Below are 21,978 nucleotides of genomic sequence, written 5' to 3'. Positions count from 1 at the left end.
AGTTTTTTACGATTCTCCCCCATAAATTTTAACATAAATATCCATTTCAAGAAGCAGTCTTACCATCCGTTAGTGTCTGCGCAGTGCATTTACGAATAATCAACCTTTTCTTTTACATAGACCCAATTTTACACTTCACACCTCATATTATTTGGTCGATAGAATAAGCATGGAATATGCTATTCTTTAAATAGATTACAAGAACTGGAGTGTAAAATGATGCGACAAGGTATAGGATTTTTAGTCATCTTGTTATGTTTTCCCATACTGTGGATTTTATATTCCTTTATCCATACAGAGGTGCTATCTGCAGCCTCCTTTAATTCGGATTTAGAACGTTCCATTCAACTATCAAATCCTACCATAACCTCCCCTGTAGTGCTCTTAGATAACAAAGGAAAACTATTCTCAGAGGATTATATCGAATGGAGAGAGCCTCTTTCTTTAGAAGAGATTCCCTTATTTGCTCAGGAACTCTTTCTTCAAAGTGAAGATGAAGAATTTTATCAGCATATCGGCTTCAATTTCACCGCTATTTTTAGGGCTGTCTTTGCAAATGCATCTGCCCAGCAAATGGAACAAGGAGGAAGTACTATTACTCAACAGCTTGTCCGCCTCCGCTATTTGTCTACTGAGAAAACGTATGAAAGAAAGCTAACGGAGTTACTATATGCGCATGAAATGGAAAAACAAACGAGCAAAGAGGATATTTTTACAAATTATTTAAACGAAATTTATTTCAGCAATCAAGTATATGGAATAGGAGCAGCCTCCACATTCTATTTTGGACGCTCAATCGATCAATTGAGTGAGGCAGAACTAGCTTTTATAAGTGCAATACCAAATAATCCAACCATTTATAATCCGCTCACCAATTTTGAAGCAACAAAAAATCGCCAGGAGCTTCTAATTGATGTCCTCGTTAAAAACGGTAGACTTACTGTCGAACGAGCAAATGAAATAAAACAAGCACCAATTAAATTAGTGACGAAAACGAAAAAGCAATTATATCCTGCATATAGCACGTTTGTGTTACATGAATTAGAAAGCCTTATTGCTCATAAAGAAGGCTTTAAGGACAAAATAGCAAATGCTCAAAATGAACAGCAAAGGCAATTTATTGAACATGAGCTAAAGACTCGTGTTGATGAGGTTATTTCCAATGGAATAACCGTGCATACTGCACTGGATCCTCTGAAGCAAGAAGATGATGAGCGGTATATTAATAGTCTATTAAGTAAAAAGTCGAATCTACAAGCTGCTTCTGTAGTTATTAACAATGATACAAGGGAGATAGTAAGTATTTATGGTGGGAAGGATTACAAGAAACTAGACTTCCATAGAGCCTATCAGGCAATTCGTCAGCCCGGCTCTGCCTTTAAGCCGCTACTAGTATACGCACCATTGTTTGAAACAACTACGTATACTCCCAATAGCTCTATAAACGCCGGAAAACTGTGCATAGGCTCTTATTGCCCGCAAAATTATGGTGGTGCAGTATATGATTATGTAACCATTCAAGAGGCATTTCGTTTAAGTCACAATACACCAGCTGTTAGATTATTAGATACAGTCGGCATTGAAAATGCTTTTGCGAGAATCTCTCCTTTTCAGTTTGAAAATATAGAGGAAAAAGATCACACGTATTCTGCTGCGCTAGGTGGATTAACAAAAGGGGTCACTGTGTTAGAAATGGCAGATGCCTATACTAGCTTTATCAATGGGACCTATAAGCCTGCACGTGCAATTCAGAAGGTCGCAGATAAAGAAGGAACTGTTTTATATGCTTGGGAGGATGATTTCCAAGAAGTATGGTCTTATAAAACAGCTCAAACAATGAGGGGCTTGCTTGCGCAGGTAGTAACAAACGGAACTGGAAAAGGGATTTCTGTCAATTCTTCCTATGTCGGTGCTAAAACAGGGACCACAAATGAGTATTATGATTACTGGCTAGCTGGCCTAACCGATACATATACTTCAGCAGTATGGATTGGTTATGATTTACCTAAAAATATGAAAAGCATAGAGTCCAACAAAATACACCATCGAATTTTTAATCGAATTATGGATAAAAAAAATTGAGAAGCCAATGTTGAGCTTCTCTTTTTTTTATACACTTTTTATGAAGTTCAATATTTTCAAGTATAAAACAGCTACCTCTTCTGGCGTTTCTCGATGTGTATGTGAAAGCCATTGCTCTATAAGACCTAATATGGCTGAAGCTGCAAATGCAGACAAATAATCTGTGGGAATCGTTGGATCGATAGATGACATTTCCGTTGTTTGATAATTTTCCTCGAATTGCTCTACAAAGAATTTTTTTAGTCTTAAATGAAAGCCAGAAGTATTATTTTTTGACAGTAAAACGATAAATTGGTCCACATGCATTTCGATATATCGGAATACTTCCATGGAAAAGCCTGCAACTTGTAATTGTTTCACCATTTCCACTTTATACTCGGAATCTATAGATGTAATATGTAGTCGGAGCCCTTCCAAAAGCTCTTCTTCTACTTTTTCGAGCAAGTCGTATTTATCAAGATAATGTAAATAAAAAGTTCCTCTGTTTATACAAGCACTATCTGTTATATCTTTTATCGATATCTTTGTAAATTCCTTTCCCTTTAATAGGGAAAGGAACGATTGTTGTATTTTTTTCTTTGTTTGCATATTCATCTTATCAAATACAGTATCCAAACCCTTGCCCCCTCGCGATACATCTATTTAAAGATTACATGTACACATCATTCAATATTTCCTAGGCAATATTTGTCGATTATAAAAATGGCAGACTTGCAATAATTCCATTATAAAGTTTAATAATTACATAAATAACTAACGCAAGAAACAAACTCCACACGATTATTTCAAACATAACCAGCCCCAACGTTCCAATGAGTGTCATCGAGTTGCTTAGCTTAAATACAACATATATAAAATAAATGAAAGCTGTAACTAAAAAGACAAGCATAAGAATTTGTATGGATTGAAAGCCGACAGCTGAAATAATTGCTCCACCTAGAAAAATGACATAGCCCCCTCGGGCCTGCGCCATCGTTTTCCCCTCATAATCCTTTGAAAAGAATAACATTCCGATCTCATGAATAGTCTCTGCAATTAATTTTAGGGCGGAAAAGAGCATGAAATAAATAAGGGCAAATACAATTAGAACGAACAGCTTTATCTCAAAATCAGTAAGAAATTCTTTCATTCCACTGTACACACCAATAACCTTAAACAATTCAATTGCTTTAAACATAGTGTAGGTAGAAAAGGTTAAACTAAACAAAATGATCGTAATTAACGGAAGAAAGCCAAACACATAAGGGTTTTTCATTGTTGCTCCTCTAATCTATAGGAAATTCTGATACTTAGTATGATATCGGATGGCATCTCATTTTCGCAAGAGCCTATCAAAATATTCTCCATAATTTAGAATAAGCGAATAATAATTTTCCATAAAAAACTGCAATACCTTTCCCCCTTCTATTTTTAAGTAAACCAACTTCTATTTACTGTCGCTTATATATAGGAAGGAAGTAATATGCCATGCAAACGCTTCATATTTGGAGTATAATTTTATTTATATACATAAATATATTGTTGGAAGGAGGATTCTCATGTCCATGATTTTTGCAATATTCTTGCCTATTATTTTGGCTGTTTTTATCCCTTTATTGTATAAAAAAGCAAAAAGAATCCATACTGGCTGGTTTGTTCTAATCGCACCTTTACTTTTAGTAGTTTTATATGCAATGTATATTCCTTCAGTAATGGATGGAAAAACTTTTTCAGAAGAAATGCCTTGGATTCCATCACTCGATATTTCGTTTGTCTCGTACATAGATGGCCTTAGCTTACTATTTTCTTTATTAATAACTGGGATAGGATCCCTCGTGGTTCTCTACTCTATCTTTTATTTAGATAAGGATAAAGAGAATCTAGGAAATTTTTACGTATACTTATTAATGTTTATGACAGCTATGCTTGGCGTTGTCCAATCTGACCACTTAATTGGGCTCTATTTTTTCTGGGAGCTAACTTCAATTTCATCATTCTTACTCATTGGCTACTGGTATACTCGCGATCGTTCTCGCTTCGGTGCATTGAAATCGATGATGATTACTGTATTTGGTGGATTGATGATGCTAGGTGGCTTCTTACTGTTAGGCATTATGGGAGAGACTTTCTCTATTAGGGAACTCATCTCACAAGCAGCTACTATTGCCGAGCATGATCTATTCGTCTGGGCGTTAGTGCTAATATTGCTTGGGGCATTTACAAAATCTGCTCAATTCCCTTTTTATGTTTGGCTTCCAGATGCTATGGAAGCACCAACACCTGTCAGTGCCTATCTACACTCAGCAACTATGGTTAAAGCAGGATTATATTTAGTTGCACGACTTACTCCTATTTTCGCACTTTCGGAGGTGTGGGTATGGTTAGTTACTGGTGTCGGTATCCTCACACTATTCTGGGGATCGTTCTTTGCAGTTAAACAGACTGATTTAAAAGCAATTTTGGCTTTTTCTACAGTAAGTCAGCTTGGTTTAATCATGTCGTTACTAGGAATTGGCTCTATTGCGTATCACGTTACAGGTGATTTAGTAACGACCTACACATTTGCTACATTTGCTGCCATCTTCCATCTGCTAAATCATGCAACCTTTAAAGGAAGTCTCTTTATGATTGCTGGAATTGTAGACCATGAAACCGGCACACGTGATATTCGTAAGCTTGGAGGGCTAATGAGTCTAATGCCAATTAGCTTTACGATTGCAATGATTGGTAGTCTTTCTATGGCCGGTATTCCCCTATTCAATGGATTTTTGAGTAAGGAAATGTTTTTAGATGCGACCCTGTCGTTACAGCATGTTGGTCTATATTCAATGGATACTTGGTGGATATTGATACCAGTCGTTGCTTGGATTGCAAGTGTCTTTACATTCGTTTACAGCCTGTACTTTGTCCTACACACGTTCCGCGGAAAGCATACACCTGAGTTGCTGCCGAAAAAAGCGCATGAGGCTCCTATCGGAATGCTTATTTCCCCTGGAATATTAGCAACACTTGTAATCGTGATATTTTTCATCCCAAATTTCTTTGGAAATACATTTATTAAGCCTGCGGTAGCAGTTATTCAACCGAGCACCTATGCTCTACCTTCTGACGTAGGATTCAAAATAAAAGCTTGGCATGGATTTGATTCGCCCGCGTTATATATGACGTTAGGAATATTCCTTGTCGGCTATCTTTTATACAGAACACTCCCTAAGTGGAGCGTTGCCTACTCGAAGATGCCAGCCAAGGTTACATTGAACGGCGTTTATGATTGGTTAATGATGCTTTCAGAGAGTGGTGCCAATCAAGTGTCCTCTTTATACATGAAAGGTTCCATCCGCTCCTACTTAATTTATATTTTTGGAGCAATTATCATTTTACTTGCAAGTACTATGTGGATAAAGGATGCATTTGTCATTAGCTTTGATAACTTGGCACCTATCAAGTTTTTTGAAGTACTGTTATCGTTATTAATTATTATTGGAACACTTACAATATTAATTACTAAGTCTAGACTTACAGCAATCATTGCATTGGGAGCTGTCGGATATACAGTGGCATTGTTTTTCATCATATTCAAGGCACCAGACCTAGCTCTTACTCAGCTAGTAATAGAAACAGTTTCTGTGGCATTGTTCCTTGGTGCATTCTATCACCTACCTAAATTAAACAAGCATGAAAAAGGTAAGGAAGATCGTAAATTCCGTTTAACTAACTTTCTAATAGCCCTTGGTGTTGGAATTATGGTTACCTTAATTGCTATTTCTGCACATTCTCAAAAACTCGTTCCTTCTATATCGGAGTACTACAAAAAGACCGTATATAGCGAGGCGGGAGGCGGGAATATAGTAAACGTAATTTTGGTAGATTATCGTGGTTTTGATACATTATTTGAAATTAGCGTACTTACTATTGCATCTCTAGGAATAATAGCAATGATCACACTGAGATTGGCAAAAAAGAAAGGAGAAAGAAAAGTTGAAAACAAATGATTTAATCATCCAAACAACAACAAAAGTAGTCTTTTTTATCATTTTTCTTTTCTCCATCCATATCTTTTTTGCAGGTCATTATACACCTGGTGGAGGCTTTGTCGGAGGTCTGTTAATGTCTAGCGCAATAGTCCTCCTTTTGCTGGCATTCGACTTAAAAACAGTCCAGGATATGCTTCCTTTAAATTATACCGTTGTCACTGCAGTTGGGCTTGTTATAGCCCTGGCTACCGCTGCAGGTTCTATTTTCTTTAATGTTCCATTCTTCACTCATGTATATGATTATTTCAACCTTCCTTTACTAGGGAAAACATCCATCCATACTGCTATGTTTTTTGACACAGGAGTATATTTGGTTGTTGTGGGTGTTACAATGACAATTATTCAAATGATAGGAGGAGATGAATAATGGAAATTATGATGTCCATTTTAATCGGCTTTCTATTTATGGCTGCTGTGTATTTAATCCTCTCACGAAGTTTAATTCGGATTATTATTGGAACAGGTTTACTGAGCCATGGAACCCATTTGCTTCTTTTAACAATGGGAGGCCTTGGAGGAAAATCTGCTCCTGTCTTAGCTGATGGAGTAACCGATTATGCCGACCCACTTCCACAAGCCTTAATATTAACGGCTATTGTAATAGCTTTCGGTGTTACAGCATTCTCACTAGTTTTAGCCTATAGAACGTATAAAGAAGTGGGAACGGACAATATGGAACTTATGAAAGGATCTGAAGACAATGATTAATCTATTATTATTCCCAGTCCTCATCCCTTTCTTGTTTGCGGCAATTCTTTTATTTTTCCCTAAAAGAATAAAAGCGCAGCGAACGGTCACTATTATTGGATTGCTGACGGCGCTAGTATCGGCCTTTACATTACTCTTTAAAGTAAAGACGGATGGTGTACAAACCCTTACCCTAGGTAGCTGGGCTCCACCATTTGGGATTACAATGGTTTCAGATATGTTTTCAGCTCTTTTAGTTACCTCTTCTCTTATCATCACTTTATTTGTTGTATGGTATAGCTTTACTTACATGGATGAAGCGAGAGAAAAGTCGTTTTACTATCCAGCGATCTTATTTATGTTAACAGGTGTTAACGGAGCATTTACAACAGGTGATATTTTTAACCTATTTGTATTTTTTGAAGTATTGTTAATGGCTTCGTATGTACTAATTGTGTTGGGTGGAGAAAAAGTACAATTAAAAGAATCTATTAAATACATAATAGTTAATATTGTCTCTTCGTCCTTATTCGTTATTACAGTAGGATACTTATATTCCGTAGTCGGGACATTAAACATGGCTGATATTTCCGTTAAATTGACCGAGATTGGCGAGGTAGGAATTGTAACACTAATCGCTGTATTATTCTTGATCGTATTCGGGATAAAGGGCGGTATTTTCCCTCTTTTCTTCTGGCTACCAGGCTCTTATGCAGCACCGCCAGTCCCTATACTTGCTTTGTTTGGCGCATTGCTTACTAAAGTCGGCGTATATGCTATCATGCGTACCTATACTTTGTTCTTTACAACCGACGTTGGATTCACTCATGAACTGCTCATGATACTCTCAATTGTTACGATCATCGTTGGATGTATAGGTGCACTTGCTTACTTTGATTTAAAGCAAATTATTATTTATAATATCGTCATTGCAGTAGGGGTCATCTTATTCGGGGCTTCTATTATGAACGAAAATGGAATGATTGGTTCTGTCTTTTATTTAATCCATGATATATTGATAAAAGGTGCTCTGTTCCTATTAATTGGCATTGTCATTAAAATTACAGGCACGTCCAATTTACGAAAAATGGGTGGATTGATGAAGAAATATCCACTTCTTGCTTGGAGTTATTTAATCGCAGCATTTGGTTTAGCTGGAATTCCTCCGTTAAGCGGCTTTATTGGTAAGATGTTAATCGTTCAAGGTGGCTTCGAAGGGGAATTATTATGGCAAAGTATTTTTATCCTACTTTCCAGTCTCATCGTATTACTATCCGCTATCCGGATTTTCATCTATGCATTCTGGGGTGAGCCAAAAGGCGAATCCTCTTACTTGGACGCTACATCCTATAATCGTTTATTAGTTCCAACAATAGCTCTAGTTGCTGTTACTGTTTTTTATGGCGTTGGAGCCGAATTCTTAGTGCCACTTATGACTGATGCATCCAATGTGTTATTAGATCCTTCCTTATATGTTGATGCTGTCTTTGAAGGGGTGAAATAATGGCTTTTCAGATTTTGTTAAATGTATTTATAGCCCTTACGTGGATGTTTCTATCCATATCGTTTAAACCTACTACTTTTATAGTAGGATATCTGCTCGGCTTGCTAATGCTTTTCATGCTTCGAAAATCCTTTAAGTCACGATTCTATATGGATCGTGTATGGGCTGTTATAAAATTAGCATTCTTATTTTTAAAGGAGCTAATACTTTCTAACTTCTCTGTTTTAAAATTAATCGTGAAGCCAGAAATGCCTATCCGTCCGGCAATCTTTGCGTTGGAAACAGTATTGACTGAAGACTGGGAAATAACCTTGCTGTCCAGCCTTATAACGTTAACACCTGGTACGGTAGTTATTGATGTTTCGGATGACAATAAAACGTTATATATACACTCTATTGAGTTTAGCAATATAGACGAAGCAGTGAACTCCATACGCGATACCTTTGAGAAAGCAATATTGGAGGTGAGTAGATCATGATAACTTTTTTATGGGTAATTGTCGTGCTTATCAGCGCTGCTTTACTAGGCTTCATTTATCGTCTTGTAAAGGGGCCTACTACTCCAGACCGAGTTATTGCCTTGGATGCAATTGGAGTTGGCCTGATCTCATTAATCGGTCTGATTTCAATCTTATTTGACACTCCATTCTTTTTAGAGGTCATCCTCTTATTGGCCGTACTTTCCTTCATTGGGACTGTAGCGTTTTCTAAGTTCACGGAGAAGGGAGAGATCATTCAACGTGACCGTAATAGCTAATATATTCATCGTAGGTACTATATCCTTTGGAACTATTTTCATCTTAGTGACCGCAATAGGCTTGTTTCGTTTACCAGATGTTTACACAAGAGCCCATGCTGCTTCCAAAAGTGCAACGCTCGGAGTGATGAGCATCTTAATAGGAGTGTTCCTTCACTTTTGGTTAATCGAAGGTACATTTAATTCGCGAATTTTACTTGGTATCTTATTTCTCTTCATTACTGGTCCAGTCGGAGGTCATATGATGGGAAGAGCCGCGTATTATTCTGGCGTGGAATGCTGTGACCTTACAGTGCGAGATGATTTAGAAGAAGTTGTGGAAGAGAAAAGAAAGAATATGAAGGTAAAAACAGATACGAACTAGCTTCGAATTATGCTTAACAAAAAGTGCAAGCAAAGTTGGTTAACGCTTTGCCTGCACTTTTTAGATTTTGTAAAACTTAGCTCCATCGCTCATCTTTTATATTCGAGGTGAAATACCTTCCATAAAAAAAAAGCTTTTGCAAAACGTGATCCTCCACGAATTGCAAAAGCTTTTTTATTTATACTAGTTAATAGTACGGGGAATATGGTGAACCATAGTAAGGATAAGGTTGGTATGGATAAGGTTGATATGGATATGGTTGTCTTGCACCAAATCCAATAATAGAAGAACCTAAAAGTCCTCCTACAAAGCCTCCTAATAGAGGAGCTCCAAATCCACCAAAGCCACCACCAAAACCTCCGTAACCTCCAAATCCACCTGGGCCACCTGGGCCACCTGGACCCCGTGGACCTCCTGGACCTCTTCCCCCATAACCACCGCGTTGATATCTAACCATAATGTCCCTCCTTTCAACACAGTGTATGCTATGTGGGATAAGTGTCCTGTGCGTTTATCCTACTCCTCGTCTGCCATTCTTTCAATAAGCGTTGCTAAAGTACGAACCATAACACCAGTACCGCCTTTTGGTCCAAAATCATATGCTGCTTTTGCATCGGATGTACCTGCAATATCTAAGTGAATCCATGGTGTATCTTCTACAAATTCTCCAACGAAACCACCACCGAAAATCATATGACCATCTCCTCCAGGGGAGTTGTTCAGATCTGCAACGTCACTTTTACGAATGCGTTTCTTATCATTTTCAGTTAACGGAAGTCTCCATACAAATTCTCCTGTTTCCAAAGAGGATTCCATAAAGGTTTCAAAGAATTCTTCATTATTAGTTAGTGCTCCAGTTTTATCGAATCCTAATGCGGTGATTACTCCACCTGTTAAAGTAGCCACATCGACGATATAATTAGCTCCTTGCTGTTTTGCATACGTTACTGCATCTGCAAGAACTAAACGTCCCTCTGCATCAGTATTAAGAATTTCAATTGTTTTTCCGCTCATAGAAGTAATAACATCATCTGGCTTAAATGCATTTCCAGAAATCATATTGTCCGTTGAAGCAATTACAGCTATAACGTTTTTATTTGGACGAAGCTCACCAATAATTTGCATAGCACCTAAAACTGCTGCTGCTCCACCCATATCGCCTTTCATGCCAACGATACCAGTTTTTGTTTTAATAGAGTAACCTCCTGTATCGAAAGTGATTCCTTTCCCTACAAGTGCTACTACATCATCCCAGTTATCTGTTGCTTGATATTTCAAAGCGATTAAACGTGGTTCTTCAACTGAGCCTTGGTTCACAGCCAATAAAGCTCCCATACCTAGCTCTTCTATTTCTTTCTTACCTAATATTTCTGTTTCAAAGCCATATGTCTCACCAAGCTCTCTTGCATACTCTCCTAGTTGTGTAGAAGTCAGCACATTCCCTGGTGTATTCACTAAAATTCTAGCTTCATTAACAGCATCCGCATAAATACTTCCTACTTCAAAGTAAGTTGCAGCTTCTTCTAAGTCAGTATCTGTTAAAAGCTCGATAGCTGGTAAATAATAATCCGGAACGTTAGAGGTTGTTTTATAGCCCTCATAAACAAAAGCTCCCATACCAATCCCCTCACCGGCTAAATAAGCTACATCAGCTTCTGTAGCGCTCTCAGAGGTAAATGATGGAACCCACACTGCAAGGGATTCAGGCTTGCTAGAAAGTAGCTCTTTCCCTACTAAACCAAATGCTTCTCGAATATTTTCTTGTGTTAACTTTTTACGATCTCCAAGCCCTACAAATAATATTCTTTTAACAGTTTCTTGACCTGCTATTGGGACTTTAACTATTTTTTTCGAGTCTGATGATATGTCACCACTTTTTATCCAATCAAGAATGTGATTTCCATACACATTTAATAATGCATCCCATTTCTCTGTATTTTCAGGATGCTTAGGAATTCCTACCACTAGTGTTTCGGATTGTACTTCTTCGAATGTTACATTGTTAGTGCTAATAATCATCATTTTTCCCCCTACATAATTTGGATACATTCTTATTATATAGCAACGAGAATGATTTTTCGAATAGTGAGAATATGTTATACTAAAAGTAACAAAGTTTTACAAGGAAGGCGGTGTCTGCTGTGGCAATTCTCCAAAATACTCCACTATTAGCTGCTCTTTTCTCCATCTTCTTTGCCCAGTTCGTGAAAATACCAATACATTTTCTGGTCACTAAAAAGATAGATTGGAAATTATTCACTTCTACAGGTGGAATGCCAAGCTCTCACTCGGCTGCTGTAACTTCATTGTGTACAGCTATTGCTTTTGAAACGGGATTAGACTCTACCCTTTTCGCAGTTGCTACAGTGTTCGCAGTTATAGTGATGTTTGATGCAACAGGTGTTAGATTTCAAGCCGGTCAGCAAGCCATCATTATCAATCAGATGCGTGTAGATTTTCAAACTTTTGTTAATCAGACAAAGGATTGGGGACACAAGAAGAGCGAGGAAAAGCTAGAAGAACTAAAAACTTTACTTGGACATAAGCCTATTGAAGTTTTTATGGGGGCATTAACCGGTATTTTAATATCCATAGTTATTTATACGGTTATTTTATAAGGCTATCAAGGTGAAAGTTGAATAAATTAAAGCTTTGTTAAAGTTATCGGTTGATTTTGACTAACAATTCTTTTTTATAGTGACTGTAAACATTATAAAAAGTCAAATGGCTATTAAGAACTTAAATAGTTGATGAATTGGGGTTGTTGACAGTTTTTCTACTTTATTTATGCGAGTAAGTTTATAAGCGCTTTATCGATGCTAAAGCTGTTCCCGTTTATTGATTGGAGCGCCAGACGGCGACTCCTACGGGATGAGTGAGACAGATAAGACATCACAACCACGCGCGTAAGCGATGGGTGATGGCTTATCGCTCACCCCGAGGAAAGCGTCCGGCTGGGGCGGAAATCAATTCTACTCTCTGATCTAAGATTTCTTTGCATCATAAATCAACCCTAACCTTTAACATAGCCTAAATTAAAATGAGCTGGGATATTTTCTCCAAGCTCATTTTTATTTGATTTCTTTTTTTAAAGGGTTTTATTTATAGATTTATCATTTAACTGAACTCATTTTTTTACTTATGAACCAGAATAATATAGTAAGAACAAGTAGTATGACAGGAGTTAAACCAACATATTTCCAAGCATTATTCGCCCCTAAAAAATAATATGCTATCGGTATGAATGTAAACGTACTAATTAATAAAAAGACCCAAGACCTTTTAACAAAACCAACTAATAAAGTTAAAATTGAAACAAATAATGAAAGTTGCCATAATAATAACATTTTCCCACTCCCATTTAACTTATTTGTTCTCAGCAATATAAACCTCATAAGAGGAAGCACACAATAGATAAGAGAATAACGATCTTCGTAGCTTTCCAAAGGAATAATAGAGTGGATATCGCTAAAGCTGAAACCTCTGCATATAACTAGGAAACTGTTTATGTATATTTATAAAAATCTTTTGTTAAACAGATTTAAGTAGAGTGGCTCTACAACAAAAAAAGACAGCCTAGATAGGCCATCTTTCTAAAACATCTGATATCCACTTTTACGTAGCATTTTAATTACAATTCCAGCTAGAATTGCACCGACAAAACCACTTGATAAAATAACGATATCTGCCATATGTAGTGACATGAATTTTTCTCCTAGCGCAGAGAAGGAAGAACCCGGTTTTGTAAAGTAATCAAAAATTCCGACCTCATCAATAATAAATATCACTATAAGTGGATAAAGAATAGCTACAAACCAAGACATTCTAAGCAACATATTTAATAGGAAGGCGATTCCAAAAAACATTACTAGAAATATTAAAACTGAAAGAATCATCTGTGTAATTGTAAAATTCATAGTCATTAACCTCCGTTACATCTTTAAATAGTTTACCTTAACGGAGGCAGGTATTCAATCCAGTTATCTCTTTTCACATTTTTGTCAAAAAGCCTTACTATTATTTCTTGCCAGTGCCCTGACAACAGCCACATGTTTCGGATCCTCCAAGCCTTAATTGAAAGTACCCTTCCCCTTTGCAATACGGACATGATTTTGAAGTTACTTCTTGTAATTTAGTCATTTTTAGCGCCTCCTCATTCATTTATTTATAATATTCAGATAATATATCACGTATTAATATATTTGTAAATGAACATCCTCTACTTTTTTAAATAAATGTGTCTAAATAATGAAATTATTCTAATTATTTAATTTATTACTAATTAAATCGTTTATATTTATTCCATTTTGACTGAAAAAAACCAACCATTGAAAATGAATATTAGGGTTTATATGCTTTTATTAATACAGCTAATTATTTTCGGCTTATTTAGCGGATGCTTTTTATGGGGGGAGCGTTAATTAAGCCATCACTCGTCACTTGCCCTACAATCATAAAAAAATGATTTTTCTTGTTTGATACGGCAGCTATTATATATCATTAACACATAATATTAATACGGCATAAAAAGCTATGCAAGCCCCTTATGCCGTATTAGTTTCAGCTTTTATTTTATGAATAATTTATAACTCGTATAACCAAATATATCTCCTGGATCTACACCATCTATAGTTGGAAAACCAACCTCTAAGGAAGCTGCTGCTAGCTCATGTAACATAACGGAGGCTGTCTCATCGAGCAATAAGTCTGTAGGATGAATCCACTTTGCTTCATAAAGCTCTGAAAGCTGTACCTGGATAATTGGCTCATCTGTTGTTGGTTCAAGAAGAAAAATAGCCATATTATCACTTATTTTTCCTTGCAATACACCACTTCTAAACCCGATCATATTGATGACTCTACAATTTACCGCTGTCTCCTCTAATACCTCTCTGAGCACAGCCTCGTCAACTGTTTCATTGCCATTTACAAAGCCAGCTGGAAGCGACCATTTACCTTCCAACCCACCGTATCGCTTGTTAACAACCAACCATTCACCTTTACTATTTAAAACTAACCCAGCTACTCCTAGCCATACGCTACCTCTTTTATCTCTAGACATTAAACCAACTCCCTTAAGATAAGTGTAAGCGCCAATTTCCTTCAAGACAAGAAAATGGGGAGAAAATTAAAGGGAAAGTTCTTGTTACGGTTATTTGTTAATGGGTCTCAATTATCTTGTTTTTTATTTGTTCTATTAAAACCAAAAACAGCAGAAGATTTTGCACTGGCATCTATCCCCTTCACCTTATTACAATGCACTAAAAGTTAAGCTTAAAACCTTTTATTATCCACCAAGTATAATTATAATTGGATGTGATTAAGCTGAAAACGCTTCTCCAAGCTTTTTTGTATTTTCCTCCACAAAAAAATCTCCCACTGAATAATTCAGTAGGAGATTTGGTTATATTAATATTATAGTTTGAATTTACCTTTTTTGATCATCAATGGAACTCCACCGATCATGTAAAGAGCACGGTTATCAATAACCTTTTTCATAATAGAAGCTTTTGTACCAGTTAGCTTTCTACCCATTACGTCACCAATTGCATCATGCTCACCTAGAGAACATACTGTTCCTTTAAGCTCAGGAACGAATTCTTTCGTATTTTCACCCTTCATAAGAGCTACGATATTTTGAGCTACTGTTACAGCTTGTTGCATAGCAATTTGAGCTGTTGGTGGGTATGGACGATTAATCTCTTCATTAATCATTAATGCACAGTCCCCAACGATGAATACATCTGGGAATCCAGGAGCACGCATATCTTTTTCTACTTTAACGCGAGCACGCATATTTTCGATACCAGAAGTTTCGATTAAACGGTTTCCACGGACACCTGCTGCCCAAACAACTGTTCCAGCTTTGATGAATTCAAATTCCTCTTCACCTTTTTTAATCTTAACGCCTTCAGGAGTTGCTTCTACTACTGGTGTTCCAATAGAGAATTCAATTCCTTTTGCTTCTAGTTGGCGAACAGCATATTCAACTAGCTCAGGATCGAATCCTGGTAAAACCATAGGTGCTGCTTCAACACAAACAACACGTACTTTTTCTTTTGGCACATCATATTCCGCACAAAGCTCAGGAATACGATTCCCTAACTCTCCTAAGAATTCGATACCAGAGAATCCAGCCCCACCTACAACGATTGTTAAACGAGCATCATCTCTTGTTTCTTCTGTAGACCATGTAGCAAATTGGTACTCGATATGGTCACGGATTTGACGAGCTGCATTTACGTTTGCAATAGATAAAGCATATTTATCTAAACCTGTAATTCCAAATGTTTCTCCTTCAAAGCCTAATCCAATCACAAGGTAATCATACGTGTATTCCCCAGCACTTGTTGCTACTTTTTTAGAGTTTACATCAATTCCTTCAACTGTAGCTTTTACGAATTGAACTTTTCCTTTATTGATAACGTCTTTAATATCGTAACGTACTTGATCTGGACTTAACGTACCAGCCGAAGCCTCATGTAACCAAGTTGATTCGTAATGATAATCGTTTTTATTTATTAAAATTATATCTGCTTCATCTGTACCTACTAATTTTTGAAGGTTTACTACAGTAGATAATCCACCGTAACCTGCTCCTAATACTAGAACTGTTGGTCTTTTCACGAAGATCGCAACCACCTTTTTTTATTTTTTATAACAACCGAATGATTCATAAATCTTGTTCATTCGTTTTTAGCTTGTCATTTTTCCGACAAATTTCACACTATACCTATTTTAGACCTTTTAGAATAGGATTTCAACACTATTTAACAACATTCTAAAGGTAGGAATATACAGATAATTGTTAGTATTTATTAAAAAGTTCAAATGCAAGTTTAACTAGCATGCAAATAAGGAAACTATTCAGTCCTTTTAGCTTTCTCCTTTTAAGAGCGTATATGCTTTTTATTTATAAAAAAGAACATTTTCTAATTCAAGAAAATGTTCTTTCATTTATTTAACAGCTTTCAGGTGTGCCTTCTTTTTTAGCAGTTCTAAACGATGAACCACAGCCACAGGAAGCAATTGCATTCGGGTTATCGATCGTAAAGCCTCCACCCATCAACGATTCTTTATAATCGATGACCGTTCCAGTAAGTATAGATGCATCTTCCTTGGAAACAATGATGTCTAGTCCATGCTGATGCAAAACTAAATCATCTTGGTTTTTCTCTTTTTCAAATCCCATACCATAGGAAAGTCCGCTACATCCACCACCGTTAACGGAAACACGTAGAAGTGAACCTTCCTCCTCATTGTGGACCATCATCTCTTTAACGCGGTAAGCTGCCGCTTCAGACAAATTAACTACTTCTGTCATGTAGATCACATTCCTTCCTTATGTATATATAATATCAATGTTTCCACTATCTATACAAGGAAAACTACTCGAAACTGACATCGCTTTCTACATATTTTTACAGTATAATAAAAGAAATAATAGGCTTCAAAGGGGAAAAAGTAATGGAAATACTTCCGTATTATCAAAAAGAGGTAGTATGCTTACACTGTAAGAATAAATTTAAGTCAACTAAAATTCGTTCGAAATTTATAAAGCTAGAAACCCATGATACAGACTTTCAACCAATCTACCAGAATAAAGAAATCAATCCATTACTTTATAATGTATTTGTATGTGAGCACTGTGGCTTTTCGTTTACAGATGATTTCACAAAATATTTTGCTCCAAGTGTAAAAAACGCGATCAAGGAGAACATAACCAAACAATGGACATCACGATCGTACGGCGGTGAAAGAACAATTCAAGAAGGGATCACTGCTTATAAGTTAGGAATATTATGTGCATCTTTAAAGAAAGAAAAATTTGTATCCATAGCCGGCTTAGCATTGCGAGTAGCTTGGCTCTACCGTATATTAGGACAACAAGATGAGGAAAAAAGATTTCTAGAAATAGCAAGAGATCGCTATATCGATTCATATTCTAGGGAGGATTATAGTGGAACCCAAATGTCTGAGATACGAGTTCTCTACATGATAGCAGAGCTATCTAGACGAATTGGAGCAAGAGATTTAGCTACACGTTATTTTTCGATGATCCTAGAAAAACAAAGCTCTTCTGTTGAACCTTCACTTATTGAGATGGCCAAGGAACGCTGGCAGGAAATGCGTACATAAAGAAAAAGAAGCCAGTTAGGCTTCTTTTTTCATATTTTTTTGGATTAAAATACTTGTTCTACTTCTACGATACCAGGTACTTCCTCTAGTAAAGCGCGTTCTATACCAGCTTTTAAAGTGATCGTAGAACTTGGGCAGCTTCCGCATGCTCCTAAAAGTCGTAGTTTTACAATGCCGTCTTCAACGTCAACAAGCTCGCAGTCCCCACCGTCTCGTAGTAAGAATGGGCGCAATTTATCTAAAACTTCTTGAACTTGTTCATTAATTGTATCAGTCATATAGATCGACTCCTTTCACTACAATCATTATAGAATAATTGCTGATTAAATGGAAGTGTTTACTTCCCGTAAAACATCTACGGTAAATAGTCTGCCCAAAGATGAATGAATATTACATACTGTGATCTCTGCATGACACTCATAGAATGGCTCCAGGTAGTTTTGAACGTCTAAAAATGAGCATTTGTCATCTCATTGAGTAAAAAGGCCATCAATTTATGCCATTTTTATTAACTTATGTCACTATCTTTACAACACTTATTTTAGAAAAATTGTACAATTTTGTATTTCGTTATAAAATGTCACTTAATGACATAGCAGGAGGGTAATTAATTGAAAAAATTACTATCGTTGACATTCATTTCAATCATGATGGTCGGTTGTTCAGATGAAAAAGACCTTGCGGATCACGAGAAAAAAATCGAAGCGCTGGAAAAAGAGAATCAAGAGCTAAAAGATAAACTAAGTGAGGACAGAGCTGACTACAACGGATTCCTACAGGAAACCGATAGAACGTCGAGGCGCTTCATGGATCTACTTGCAGCTGAGGATTTCGAAACGCTAAAAGCCGAGTTCCCGGTCAAGTTCGAAGTAAAGAACAATGCGATACACCTAGCGGAACCAGAGGGTAATCTACCGTTCGAGGTCGAACTGGCCAAGCAGTCGAAACACATCGGTTTCTTCAACAAATTTGATGACATGACCGAGATAAGCTATTACATGTATAACCCGCAGCACGACAGCAACAGTCTCGTCGTGTTCCATTACGACAAGGACAACCAATTGGAGTACGTCTCATTAGGTGGCAGATAGAATAAGAGAAGAAGTATCGTATATCCCTATCGCTCCTTATTGGGCTAGTAAATTAATCCAGTCCTGACTTTGCTCATGAAGCCTCCTATTAAAATGAAGAGGTGTGGACCTTTTGACAGCTTTTCAGTAACCCCTTTATAATGTAATGTGTAGGGGATAAGGATTAAACAGATAAAGGGGACAAGTAAATTATGGCACAAGAAAAGCTCACTGTAGAAGTTTACGGTGCCGATATAGTATGTGCAAGCTGTGTGAATGCACCTTCATCAAAGGACACATACGAATGGTTAGAAGCCGCTATCAGCAGAAAATTTCCAGAACATCAAATAACATTTTCATATATTGATATAGAGCAGCCTCTAGAAGATGAAAAACAACAATCGATTGCCAATCAAATTGCCAATGATGAGTTTTTTTATCCACTAATCATGATTAACGAGGAAGTAATAGGTGAAGGATATATTCAATTAAAGCCAGTATTCTCGGCTCTTGAAAAGTATGGGTATATAGCAAACTAAATAATCGCAAAAAGCTTAGTAACGTATTCTTTACGTTCCTAAGCTTTTTATTTTAACCGTTATGTCGTTTATACATCCATAGTAAGCCTGACTTCATTAATCTCGCAATGCGACCAGTAACTGAGATATCTGCCAAATAGGCAAATCCTTGTTTTTTCCCTAATGATCCCATGAAGCCTTTTAGTTTAATCTCTGGCATTTTCTCTGGAAGCGGTTGGCCCTTCCAGCGTGCTTGTAGAACCTTTACTATTTGTTCTGCCTGTTCTTCGGCAAGCTGAGCACTTGGTGCAAAAGGTAAAGAAGCGCAATCTCCCACTACAAATACATTTTCATAGCTTGGCAAATCGTGATATTGAGTTAGAATAATGCGTCCTGTCTTATCCTTTTCACCTGGTAAAGCTCGGACTGGTGCTGCAGGCTGAATACCAGCAGTCCACACTACTACATCCACAGGGATTATTTCATCATGATTGTATAATTTATTTGGCTCGACCTTCGTTATATTCGAGTTGCTAATAACGTCAACATCATTTGTATCAAACCATTTTTGCACAAAATTACTTAAGCGCTCAGGAAAGTCTCGTAATACACGAGGACTACGATCAAATAATTTAATCTTAAGGTCCGGTCTACTTTCGCGAAGTTCACTTGCAAGCTCGATTCCGCTTAAGCCTGCTCCAACAATACCTACTATAGATCCAGCTGGAAGTCCACCAATCTTATTATAAGTGTCTCTTGAACGTCCTATTGTTTGAATACTATAAGTGTATTCCTCTGCACCCGGAACGTTATGATATTTATCCTCACAGCCTAACCCAATGACTAAATCATTGTAAGGAACAGTTTGTTCTCCTTGTAGAATGACTTGCTTGTTTTCTACATCGATTTTCTCAACTTCCCCATAAACAATATTTAGTTTGTTACTGTCTGGAAAAGCAACTCTTATATTTTGGTCAGATGAAGTTCCTGCTGCTAAAGCATAGAATTCTGTTTTTAAGCTATGAAATGGCGTACGATCTATTAATGTTATTTCTACATCATCCGGTAAATTATTTGGCAATAGGCGTAATAATACGCGCATATTACCGTATCCACCACCTAATAAGACTAATTTTCGCATAAATATTCTCCCTTTTCTTTCAATGTCTCCTCAAATTATAAATGATTGTGACAGTTTTCACAATACAACTTCTCAATTGACCTTTTAAAAAAAATAGAGTAGCATGACGATGTAGTGAGGTGACAGCTATGAATCCAATGGTTGAATTTTGTATAAGCAACCTTGCAAATGGTTCACAAGAAGCTTTTGATATATTAGAACAAGATCCAGATTTAGACGTACTAGAATATGGCTGCCTCAGCTATTGTTCTCTATGCTCTGAAACGCTATTCGCCATCGTAAATGGGGATGTCGTCGAAGGTAATTCCTCTGAAGAATTAGTATCTAATATATACAAATATATTGAAGAAAATCCTTTGTTTTAAGAGCAGCCGCAAATCTGATTTTAAAATATTTTTTAACTAATAGAAAAAAAGGCACTCTTCTGTTCAAACGAACAGGAAGTGCCTTTTTTTCATTTTTTAATACTATTTATTTTATCCAATCATGTAAGGTTTCTAAGAAATGAGTCGGTTTTTTCAATAACATCTGTAGCTCTTCCGTACGATTGACACCTGTATTGACGTGAGCTGTATCAATGCCCATGTGTATCCCTGTAAGGATATCTGTTTGATAGTTGTCTCCGATCATAACCATCTCTTCTTTTTTAAAGCCATATTTTTTTTGAATAAACTCCAGCATAAATGGCTGTGGCTTTCCAGTAAAAATTGGCTCAACACCAGTAGAATGCTCTACTAATTTCGTGAATGCACCATTCCCAGGAAGATACCCTCTCTCGCTTGGAAACGCATGGTCACTATTAGTAGAAATAAATGCCGCTCCTGCTCTCACTGATAAACAAGCCTGCGCAAGCTTCTCATAATTGACCTGATGGTCTATTCCCATTACGACAACTTCCGCTAGCTCATCAGTCGTCTCAATCCCAACGGAGGCTAGAGCATCGCTTAGTCCCTCTTCCCCGATCATGAAAACACTTTTTGCAGGATAATGCTCTGCAATATAATTTGCTGCAGCAATACTAGAAGAAATGATTTGCTCCTCAGATGTTTGAATTTCCATCTTTGCGAGCTTCTGCTGTAATTGCTTTTGAGTCATCGATGAATTATTTGTTACAAAGAAAGGCTCGATTCCTTTATTTTGCAAATAATGAACAAAATCGACAGCTTCACGAATTGGTGTTTGTCCCTTATAAACAGTTCCATCTAAATCTAAAAAGTACCCTTTATAGGCGGACATCGGAGTCCTCCGGTAAAAATGCCGAAACGGGTCCAAGTTCGTTAATCAAATAATTTTCTACTCTTTCTGGGAACTGTTTTAAATAAGGAAGGTTTTCCACCAATACGCTTTCTAATTGCTTATGGTCAACGGAAAAGAAATGTCTTACAAGCTCTTTTCTCATTTCAATCACAGCTTTTAAAGGGGCATCCATTTCAGGTGTAATAACTTTTTCATCGGTTAAAATATCAATTATATCGTCATAGCCACCCGGATCTCTCATGATGAAGCCATCAATCATAGAATTACCTACATCTATAACAGACTCAATCATATTTTGTCCAACTCGCTCCAGGGCTAACTTGGTAATTTCATTTTCATTCCAGTCTTTATTGCCATCAATTAACACTAACAATTCTCTCATATGCTTTAGTGTCAGTGCTATACTTTTACGGTCCACAAAATACATGGTACAGCCTCCTAATTTC

The 21,978-nt window shown here is 36.9% G+C and carries 26 protein-coding genes; 13 read left to right on the top strand and 13 right to left on the bottom strand.

From position 1 onward, the window contains the following. Positions 1 to 216: 216 nt before the first annotated feature. The gene (locus tag MKY09_RS05835) at positions 217 to 2,082 is read left to right on the top strand and encodes a transglycosylase domain-containing protein (protein WP_342567840.1); all 1,866 of its coding nucleotides are present in this window, start codon (positions 217 to 219) and stop codon (positions 2,080 to 2,082) included. A 27-nt stretch (positions 2,083 to 2,109) separates the two neighbouring features. On the opposite strand, the gene MKY09_RS05830 is transcribed toward MKY09_RS05835, so the two are convergent. Both MKY09_RS05830 and MKY09_RS05825 read right to left on the bottom strand, forming a co-directional pair. Further along, positions 2,110 to 2,697 (bottom strand): TetR/AcrR family transcriptional regulator C-terminal domain-containing protein, encoded by a 588-nt coding sequence (locus MKY09_RS05830; RefSeq protein WP_342567839.1) that lies wholly within the window; start codon positions 2,695 to 2,697, stop codon positions 2,110 to 2,112. A gap of 79 nt (positions 2,698 to 2,776) precedes the next feature. Continuing rightward, on the bottom strand, positions 2,777 to 3,337 hold the full coding sequence (locus tag MKY09_RS05825) for a DUF5366 family protein (protein ID WP_169359667.1): 561 nt from the start codon (positions 3,335 to 3,337) through the stop codon (positions 2,777 to 2,779). A 283-nt stretch (positions 3,338 to 3,620) separates the two neighbouring features. Here MKY09_RS05825 and MKY09_RS05820 point away from each other — a divergent pair, with 283 nt between their 5' ends. From MKY09_RS05820 to mnhG, 7 genes are read left to right on the top strand one after another with little or no spacing between them, the layout of a single operon-like run. Beyond that, positions 3,621 to 6,053, top strand: a complete 2,433-nt coding sequence (locus MKY09_RS05820; protein WP_342567838.1) for a Na+/H+ antiporter subunit A — start codon at positions 3,621 to 3,623, stop codon at positions 6,051 to 6,053. Next, on the top strand, positions 6,040 to 6,462 hold the full coding sequence (locus MKY09_RS05815; protein WP_298473797.1) for a Na(+)/H(+) antiporter subunit B: 423 nt from the start codon (positions 6,040 to 6,042) through the stop codon (positions 6,460 to 6,462). The genes MKY09_RS05820 and MKY09_RS05815 overlap by 14 nt, the downstream gene beginning before the upstream one ends. Next, a complete protein-coding gene (locus MKY09_RS05810) occupies positions 6,462 to 6,803 on the top strand; it encodes a Na(+)/H(+) antiporter subunit C (RefSeq protein WP_169359664.1) in 342 nt (113 codons plus the stop codon). The genes MKY09_RS05815 and MKY09_RS05810 overlap by 1 nt, the downstream gene beginning before the upstream one ends. After that, complete coding sequence (locus MKY09_RS05805) at positions 6,796 to 8,286, top strand: Na+/H+ antiporter subunit D (RefSeq protein ID WP_342567837.1); 1,491 nt, start codon at positions 6,796 to 6,798, stop codon at positions 8,284 to 8,286. Before MKY09_RS05810 ends, MKY09_RS05805 begins: the two co-directional genes overlap by 8 nt. Beyond that, complete coding sequence (locus MKY09_RS05800; protein ID WP_298473804.1) at positions 8,286 to 8,765, top strand: Na+/H+ antiporter subunit E; 480 nt, start codon at positions 8,286 to 8,288, stop codon at positions 8,763 to 8,765. Before MKY09_RS05805 ends, MKY09_RS05800 begins: the two co-directional genes overlap by 1 nt. Beyond that, on the top strand, positions 8,762 to 9,043 hold the full coding sequence (locus tag MKY09_RS05795; RefSeq protein ID WP_298473808.1) for a Na(+)/H(+) antiporter subunit F1: 282 nt from the start codon (positions 8,762 to 8,764) through the stop codon (positions 9,041 to 9,043). Before MKY09_RS05800 ends, MKY09_RS05795 begins: the two co-directional genes overlap by 4 nt. After that, positions 9,027 to 9,407: a monovalent cation/H(+) antiporter subunit G gene (mnhG, locus tag MKY09_RS05790; protein WP_298473809.1), complete on the top strand. Its 381-nt coding sequence runs from the start codon at positions 9,027 to 9,029 to the stop codon at positions 9,405 to 9,407. The genes MKY09_RS05795 and mnhG overlap by 17 nt, the downstream gene beginning before the upstream one ends. A 187-nt stretch (positions 9,408 to 9,594) precedes the next feature. Here mnhG and MKY09_RS05785 read toward each other — a convergent pair whose 3' ends face one another. Together MKY09_RS05785 and MKY09_RS05780 are read right to left on the bottom strand one after the other, a co-directional pair. After that, positions 9,595 to 9,864, bottom strand: coding sequence for a hypothetical protein (locus MKY09_RS05785; RefSeq protein ID WP_342567836.1), 270 nt, complete (start codon positions 9,862 to 9,864; stop codon positions 9,595 to 9,597). A 59-nt stretch (positions 9,865 to 9,923) separates the two neighbouring features. Further along, entirely contained in the window at positions 9,924 to 11,426 is a 1,503-nt protein-coding gene (locus MKY09_RS05780; RefSeq protein ID WP_342568218.1) for a leucyl aminopeptidase, read from the bottom strand. A 122-nt stretch (positions 11,427 to 11,548) separates the two neighbouring features. Between MKY09_RS05780 and MKY09_RS05775 the strand changes: the two genes are divergently transcribed. Next, the gene (locus MKY09_RS05775; RefSeq protein ID WP_169359658.1) at positions 11,549 to 12,025 is read left to right on the top strand and encodes a divergent PAP2 family protein; all 477 of its coding nucleotides are present in this window, start codon (positions 11,549 to 11,551) and stop codon (positions 12,023 to 12,025) included. Positions 12,026 to 13,000: 975 nt separating this feature from the next. Here MKY09_RS05775 and MKY09_RS05770 read toward each other — a convergent pair. From MKY09_RS05770 to MKY09_RS05750, 5 genes are all read right to left on the bottom strand, one after another. Continuing rightward, positions 13,001 to 13,330, bottom strand: a complete 330-nt coding sequence (locus tag MKY09_RS05770; RefSeq protein ID WP_298468768.1) for a YuiB family protein — start codon at positions 13,328 to 13,330, stop codon at positions 13,001 to 13,003. A 94-nt stretch (positions 13,331 to 13,424) separates the two neighbouring features. Beyond that, positions 13,425 to 13,547 (bottom strand): YuiA family protein, encoded by a 123-nt coding sequence (locus MKY09_RS05765; protein ID WP_169359656.1) that lies wholly within the window; start codon positions 13,545 to 13,547, stop codon positions 13,425 to 13,427. Between the two features lie 427 nt (positions 13,548 to 13,974). Further along, entirely contained in the window at positions 13,975 to 14,469 is a 495-nt protein-coding gene (locus MKY09_RS05760; protein ID WP_298468772.1) for an NUDIX domain-containing protein, read from the bottom strand. A 353-nt stretch (positions 14,470 to 14,822) separates the two neighbouring features. After that, the gene (locus MKY09_RS05755) at positions 14,823 to 16,034 is read right to left on the bottom strand and encodes an NAD(P)/FAD-dependent oxidoreductase (RefSeq protein ID WP_342567835.1); all 1,212 of its coding nucleotides are present in this window, start codon (positions 16,032 to 16,034) and stop codon (positions 14,823 to 14,825) included. Positions 16,035 to 16,368: 334 nt separating this feature from the next. Beyond that, positions 16,369 to 16,731, bottom strand: coding sequence for an iron-sulfur cluster assembly accessory protein (locus tag MKY09_RS05750; protein WP_169359652.1), 363 nt, complete (start codon positions 16,729 to 16,731; stop codon positions 16,369 to 16,371). A 143-nt stretch (positions 16,732 to 16,874) separates the two neighbouring features. Between MKY09_RS05750 and MKY09_RS05745 the strand changes: the two genes are divergently transcribed. Further along, positions 16,875 to 17,546, top strand: a complete 672-nt coding sequence (locus MKY09_RS05745; protein WP_342567834.1) for a DUF2225 domain-containing protein — start codon at positions 16,875 to 16,877, stop codon at positions 17,544 to 17,546. Between the two features lie 44 nt (positions 17,547 to 17,590). Here MKY09_RS05745 and MKY09_RS05740 read toward each other — a convergent pair whose 3' ends face one another. Beyond that, on the bottom strand, positions 17,591 to 17,824 hold the full coding sequence (locus MKY09_RS05740) for a NifU family protein (protein WP_144538629.1): 234 nt from the start codon (positions 17,822 to 17,824) through the stop codon (positions 17,591 to 17,593). Between the two features lie 333 nt (positions 17,825 to 18,157). Here MKY09_RS05740 and MKY09_RS05735 point away from each other — a divergent pair, with 333 nt between their 5' ends. After that, a complete protein-coding gene (locus tag MKY09_RS05735; RefSeq protein WP_342567833.1) occupies positions 18,158 to 18,637 on the top strand; it encodes a hypothetical protein in 480 nt (159 codons plus the stop codon). 191 nt (positions 18,638 to 18,828) lie between these two features. Then, positions 18,829 to 19,155 carry a YuzD family protein gene (locus MKY09_RS05730; RefSeq protein WP_169359649.1) on the top strand — a complete coding sequence of 109 codons (327 nt, stop codon included), beginning with the start codon at positions 18,829 to 18,831 and terminating at the stop codon, positions 19,153 to 19,155. Between the two features lie 52 nt (positions 19,156 to 19,207). On the opposite strand, the gene MKY09_RS05725 is transcribed toward MKY09_RS05730, so the two are convergent. Further along, positions 19,208 to 20,275, bottom strand: coding sequence for an NAD(P)/FAD-dependent oxidoreductase (locus tag MKY09_RS05725; protein WP_298468796.1), 1,068 nt, complete (start codon positions 20,273 to 20,275; stop codon positions 19,208 to 19,210). Between the two features lie 128 nt (positions 20,276 to 20,403). On the opposite strand from MKY09_RS05725, the gene MKY09_RS05720 reads away from it, so the two are divergent. Further along, positions 20,404 to 20,640 carry a YuzB family protein gene (locus MKY09_RS05720; RefSeq protein WP_251556618.1) on the top strand — a complete coding sequence of 79 codons (237 nt, stop codon included), beginning with the start codon at positions 20,404 to 20,406 and terminating at the stop codon, positions 20,638 to 20,640. A 106-nt stretch (positions 20,641 to 20,746) separates the two neighbouring features. Here the strand turns inward: MKY09_RS05720 and MKY09_RS05715 are convergent, their stop codons facing one another. Next, positions 20,747 to 21,511, bottom strand: a complete 765-nt coding sequence (locus MKY09_RS05715) for a TIGR01457 family HAD-type hydrolase (protein ID WP_298468799.1) — start codon at positions 21,509 to 21,511, stop codon at positions 20,747 to 20,749. Beyond that, positions 21,498 to 21,959 carry a DUF86 domain-containing protein gene (locus tag MKY09_RS05710; protein ID WP_169359645.1) on the bottom strand — a complete coding sequence of 154 codons (462 nt, stop codon included), beginning with the start codon at positions 21,957 to 21,959 and terminating at the stop codon, positions 21,498 to 21,500. The genes MKY09_RS05715 and MKY09_RS05710 overlap by 14 nt, the downstream gene beginning before the upstream one ends. Between the last annotated feature and the right edge of the window lie 19 nt (positions 21,960 to 21,978).

This window comes from Psychrobacillus sp. FSL K6-4046 (assembly GCF_038624605.1).
GTDB lineage: Bacteria > Bacillota > Bacilli > Bacillales_A > Planococcaceae > Psychrobacillus.
The sequence above is the reverse complement of the archived record's forward strand: the minus strand, read 5'-3'. Positions and strand labels throughout refer to the sequence as shown.

Excerpts from the sequence above, each read along its gene's own strand:
- MKY09_RS05835 (WP_342567840.1), top strand. The coding sequence starts at position 217 with ATGATGCGACAAGGTATAGGATTTTTAGTCATCTTGTTATGTTTTCCC.
- MKY09_RS05825 (WP_169359667.1), bottom strand. The coding sequence starts at position 3,337 with ATGAAAAACCCTTATGTGTTTGGCTTTCTTCCGTTAATTACGATCATT.
- MKY09_RS05820 (WP_342567838.1), top strand. The coding sequence starts at position 3,621 with ATGTCCATGATTTTTGCAATATTCTTGCCTATTATTTTGGCTGTTTTT.
- MKY09_RS05810 (WP_169359664.1), top strand. The coding sequence starts at position 6,462 with ATGGAAATTATGATGTCCATTTTAATCGGCTTTCTATTTATGGCTGCT.
- MKY09_RS05805 (WP_342567837.1), top strand. The coding sequence starts at position 6,796 with ATGATTAATCTATTATTATTCCCAGTCCTCATCCCTTTCTTGTTTGCG.
- MKY09_RS05800 (WP_298473804.1), top strand. The coding sequence starts at position 8,286 with ATGGCTTTTCAGATTTTGTTAAATGTATTTATAGCCCTTACGTGGATG.
- MKY09_RS05795 (WP_298473808.1), top strand. The coding sequence starts at position 8,762 with ATGATAACTTTTTTATGGGTAATTGTCGTGCTTATCAGCGCTGCTTTA.
- MKY09_RS05785 (WP_342567836.1), bottom strand. The coding sequence starts at position 9,864 with ATGGTTAGATATCAACGCGGTGGTTATGGGGGAAGAGGTCCAGGAGGT.
- MKY09_RS05780 (WP_342568218.1), bottom strand. The coding sequence starts at position 11,426 with ATGATTATTAGCACTAACAATGTAACATTCGAAGAAGTACAATCCGAA.
- MKY09_RS05770 (WP_298468768.1), bottom strand. The coding sequence starts at position 13,330 with ATGACTATGAATTTTACAATTACACAGATGATTCTTTCAGTTTTAATA.
- MKY09_RS05765 (WP_169359656.1), bottom strand. The coding sequence starts at position 13,547 with ATGACTAAATTACAAGAAGTAACTTCAAAATCATGTCCGTATTGCAAA.
- MKY09_RS05760 (WP_298468772.1), bottom strand. The coding sequence starts at position 14,469 with ATGTCTAGAGATAAAAGAGGTAGCGTATGGCTAGGAGTAGCTGGGTTA.
- MKY09_RS05750 (WP_169359652.1), bottom strand. The coding sequence starts at position 16,731 with ATGACAGAAGTAGTTAATTTGTCTGAAGCGGCAGCTTACCGCGTTAAA.
- MKY09_RS05745 (WP_342567834.1), top strand. The coding sequence starts at position 16,875 with ATGGAAATACTTCCGTATTATCAAAAAGAGGTAGTATGCTTACACTGT.
- MKY09_RS05740 (WP_144538629.1), bottom strand. The coding sequence starts at position 17,824 with ATGACTGATACAATTAATGAACAAGTTCAAGAAGTTTTAGATAAATTG.
- MKY09_RS05730 (WP_169359649.1), top strand. The coding sequence starts at position 18,829 with ATGGCACAAGAAAAGCTCACTGTAGAAGTTTACGGTGCCGATATAGTA.
- MKY09_RS05725 (WP_298468796.1), bottom strand. The coding sequence starts at position 20,275 with ATGCGAAAATTAGTCTTATTAGGTGGTGGATACGGTAATATGCGCGTA.
- MKY09_RS05720 (WP_251556618.1), top strand. The coding sequence starts at position 20,404 with ATGAATCCAATGGTTGAATTTTGTATAAGCAACCTTGCAAATGGTTCA.
- MKY09_RS05715 (WP_298468799.1), bottom strand. The coding sequence starts at position 21,511 with ATGTCCGCCTATAAAGGGTACTTTTTAGATTTAGATGGAACTGTTTAT.
- MKY09_RS05710 (WP_169359645.1), bottom strand. The coding sequence starts at position 21,959 with ATGTATTTTGTGGACCGTAAAAGTATAGCACTGACACTAAAGCATATG.